General features: G+C 63.1%; 4 protein-coding genes and 1 pseudogene. 3 read left to right on the top strand and 2 right to left on the bottom strand.

Translation table 11 applies throughout. The features are described from left to right. The 3 genes and pseudogenes from EN859_RS34970 to EN859_RS34960 form a co-directional block, all read left to right on the top strand. Positions 1-331, top strand: a 331-nt coding sequence (locus tag EN859_RS34970; RefSeq protein ID WP_210237746.1) for a DDE-type integrase/transposase/recombinase, incomplete at its 5' end; no start/stop codon positions are given. Positions 332-671: 340 nt separating this feature from the next. Continuing rightward, positions 672-1,184, top strand: a pseudogene (locus tag EN859_RS34965) (transposase); the annotation flags it as partial. Between the two features lie 533 nt (positions 1,185-1,717). After that, complete coding sequence (locus EN859_RS34960; protein WP_127857169.1) at positions 1,718-2,413, top strand: phage integrase N-terminal SAM-like domain-containing protein; 696 nt, start codon at positions 1,718-1,720, stop codon at positions 2,411-2,413. A 114-nt stretch (positions 2,414-2,527) separates the two neighbouring features. Here EN859_RS34960 and EN859_RS34955 read toward each other — a convergent pair whose 3' ends face one another. Both EN859_RS34955 and EN859_RS34950 read right to left on the bottom strand, forming a co-directional pair. Further along, a complete protein-coding gene (locus tag EN859_RS34955) occupies positions 2,528-3,214 on the bottom strand; it encodes an acyl-homoserine-lactone synthase (protein WP_127857170.1) in 687 nt (228 codons plus the stop codon). Between the two features lie 109 nt (positions 3,215-3,323). Continuing rightward, the coding region (locus tag EN859_RS34950) for a LuxR family transcriptional regulator (RefSeq protein ID WP_135913578.1) at positions 3,324-3,845 on the bottom strand (522 nt) is incomplete at its 5' end.

Below are 3,845 nucleotides of genomic sequence, written 5' to 3'. Positions count from 1 at the left end.
GCGCCGTCGATTCACGGTGACCACGGATAGCGATCACAACCAGCCGATCTTCCCGAACCTCGCCCGGGACATCATCTCCGATGGACCCAACCAGCTCTGGGTGGCCGACATCACATACGTCACCGTCGTTGGCGGCTTTGCCTATGTTGCCGTTGTCCTGGATGCCTGGTCGCGGCGGGTTGTCGGATATGCCATCAGCCGCTCGATCGACGCACGGCTGACGCTGGCGGCTTTGACCGCCGCAGTCGAAGGACGCAAACCGCCACCCGGCTGCGTGCATCATTCTGATCGCGGGTCACAATATGCCGCGACAGCCTATCGCGATCGGTAGGCCGGTCTTGACCCTATGCCGGATCATCGACGCGAACTTGTGGACCGGCGCCGGCGTCGAGTTCGGACGGTCGTCCAAGAATCTGCTGATTTCGATTAGGACGTCTGCGTCAATGCTCTTAGGCAATTTGCGCATGGCTTTCCCTTCGGCGAAGGACGCAGCTGCCAATACAAAAAGCCTAAGGCGATCGGAAACGAACTACGATTTCTTCTCGAGGCCGGGGGCCTGCTGTGTGTATGGTTTTGGTCGCCAAACCCCCAGCCGGGCTTGCCGCCTGACGCCGCCACAGCCGGCGAGTTCATGCCTACCTCGAGTAGCATCGTCACCGTCGCCGGCGTCAAGGAAGCCTGGCGATCGGGTGGAGACAAACCGCCGGGATGCTCTCTCCCTGTGCCGACTGCTGCGCGCTGGCGAACTGACGGCGGTGTGGGTTCCCGATGAAGGTCATGAGGCCATGCGGGATCTCGTTCGCGCACGGGCGGCGGCAGTCGAGACACTCCGCGTGCATCGGCAGCAGGTGAGCGCCTTCATGCTTAAGCACGGTCGTGTCTATCCCCGTAAGAAGGGCTGGACGATGCGCTATCTGCGTTGGTTGCAGGAGCAGCAGTTCGATCACCCCGCGCATCAGATCGCGCTCCAGGAAATGGTCGAATCTGTCCGCATCTCAAAAGAGCGGGTTGAGCGACTTGACCTTGTAATCGAAGAGTTCGTTCCAGCCTGGTCGCTCGCCCCGATCATACGGACGCTGCAGACACTGCGTGGTGTGGACCTGATCGTCGCCGTGACGTTCGCTACCGAGGTCGGCGACGTGAGCCGTTTTGAGAGCCCGCGCCAGCTCATGGGCTATCTCGGCTCGGCTTCAAGCGAGCGGCCGTGGCCCTGGCGCGCAAGCTGGCAGTGATCATGCATGCGATGCTCCGGACGGGCGAGCTGTTCGATCCGCACGGAGGAGCGCCGCCGCTGCCTGATCCTGCAGACGCTCGCCTGCGACGATTTCTTCAGGCATTCAACCGATAGCGTTCTTACAGGACGCACCGAGCCGTCCCTGCCGGGACGTGGCTGAGATCATTCCGCGAAGCGGGAAGCAACTGCCTCGTTTAGCAGATTGCGTAACGAACATAGGAAGATCTCACCTGCGAAACTCATCCTGCGGCGATCAGCTTTGCATTGACCGCGTAGACGACCCTGTACCCGACATACGAACGAGCGTCGGCAAAAAGGACGACTGCCTTGTACCACCCCTTGACGGTCGGGCGATTAGACCACCCGCTGCGCGGGATGGGTGCGCGCGGTGAGGTAGAGGTCACGATCCGGTTGCCGCGCCCGCATTGAGCGTCGTTCGGCGGGGGCAGAGCATCACAGGCTTCTTCAACAAGGAGCCTGACCATGCCCCATCCTGTTCTCGATGCACCGATCAGTCCGCTGCGCCAACGGTTGATCGACGACATGACCATGCGCCGGTTCAGCCAGGAGACGCAGCGCAACTACGTCCGCGATGTCGGGCGGTTCGCAAGCTTCCTTGGCCGATCGCCGGACACGGCGACAGCGGATGACTTGCGCCGGTTCCAGGTCGGGCAGCAGGATGACGGCGTTCCCGTGCCGACCATGAACAGCATTGTGTCGGCGCTGCGCTTCTTCTTCACCCACACGGTCGACCGCCCGGACCTGGCGCGCAAGCTCATCCGGCTGGCGCACCCGCGCAAGCTGCCGGTGGTCCTGAGCCGAGACGAGGTTGCCCGTCTCCTCAACGCCACCACCTGCCTCAAGCACCAGGCCGCGCTCTCGGTCGCCTATGGCGCGGGCTTGCGCGTCGCGGAGGTGCCGACGCTGAAGGTCGCCGACGTCGACAGCGAGCGCATGCTGCTGCGCGTCGCGCGTGGCAAGGGCGGACGGTACCGCAATGCCATGCTGTCGGCCGACCCGCTTGCCTTGCTGCGCCAGTGGTGGAAGGTCGGACGGCAGCAGGGTGTCATCAGCCCGGCCCCATGCCGGAGAGCGCAGCGACCAAGCCGTCACCTACACCACTCCTTGGGACACGATCTCCGAGCTGCCACGAAAAGCGCGCGCCAACCGATGGCATAGCCAATTAGGACACCAAGCGGTACTCCCAGAATGGTTGCCGCCTGACTATGCGCAGGTCCCGTTGGCGAGCCTCGTCCGGTGGAAGGTCGGCAGAGCGAGCGTGACGGGCGCCGCTCATATTGCCACCGCCTCCGCAACCCGTTCCTTGAGGGCGCCCCAACCACGCCGGGGCAGTTGGCAATCGTGCCGCGGATAGAGGGGTTCGGCAATGTCGAGCTTCTCGCGCATGGCGCCAAGAATACGCTCGGAGACCTCGAAGACGCCGCAGCACACCGGCCGCTTGCCGTAACCATCGGCCCGGCCGATCTCATCAAGTGCGGCGCCGGCTTTCTGGTAGACGCGTTTCAGATGCGGCTCGTAATTGGACACCATAGTGTGGATGCCGTGTGCCAAGGCCACCTCGCACAAGGCGAGCAACATGAGGCAGAAAGCCCGGCCCGGATCGATCGTGGGATGATCACGTGCGAGGAGGGCCTCGTCGATGCACATCCTTGTGCCTTCCCAGATGCCTGGCGCGGCCAAGTCGATTTGCTCGGGGAAGGTGCGACGGAAAACGTCGTAGAGCAAGGTCGGACCGGTCGTTGGCAGTAACCGGATTGCACCATAAAGGGCTTTGTACCTGCCGTCGGTCCAGACCAGATAGGCCGGACCAAAATCGTCATAAGCGTCACGCTCCCAGTCGCCGTGCACCGGGACTTCCCAGTCGAGCTGATCGAAAAAGACGCGCTTGCGCAGGCGAAACATCTGGTCCAGCAGCCCTCGATGTTGGCGATAGTGGTGCGGTTGAATGACGGTGATCATGTTCCACTCCTTCGCTGAAGTGCTGGGCAAAGGGTGGGGCAGAACCGGACGTGGCGATATTTCCCCATATGGGCTTGCGCAAAGGGGCATGCCCATATGGGGGTGGCCATTATTCAGAGATCAGCCGCAGTGAAAGCGCCTTTGCCACCGCCTGGGCGATGGTCGTGCAGTCGAGCTTGTAGCGGGCGGATTTGAGGTAGGCCTTGGTGGTGTGGTGGGAGATGCCGAGAATGAGGCCGACCGCCTTGTAGTCCTTGCCGCGCGCCGTCCACATCAGCACCTCCCGCTCGCGCGCGCTCAGCTGCGGCGGCTCGTCGTCGCCATAAAGCTCCCGCAGCGCAACGCGGTGGATGGCATGGCCGACCTCGGCCAGCGACGCCTGGTTGGCGCAGACGAACGCCTGCCAGTCATCGCCCGTGGTCGTGCCGTTGATCGAGAACAGGGCGCGACGACCATGGCGGTCGATGATCGGCACGGAATAGCCGGAGGAGCCAAGGCCGTGTTCGAGCGCGTCGCGCATCATCGGCATGGCTTCCGCACCGATTTCGACTTCCGACCAATCGAACGGCAGGATGCGCCCGAACCCCTCCCGGGCGATCGAATCGACCTTGACATAGCCCGCCAACAGATA

The organism is Mesorhizobium sp. M00.F.Ca.ET.216.01.1.1 (assembly GCF_004010325.2).
GTDB lineage: Bacteria > Pseudomonadota > Alphaproteobacteria > Rhizobiales > Rhizobiaceae > Mesorhizobium.
The sequence above is the reverse complement of the archived record's forward strand: the minus strand, read 5'-3'. Positions and strand labels throughout refer to the sequence as shown.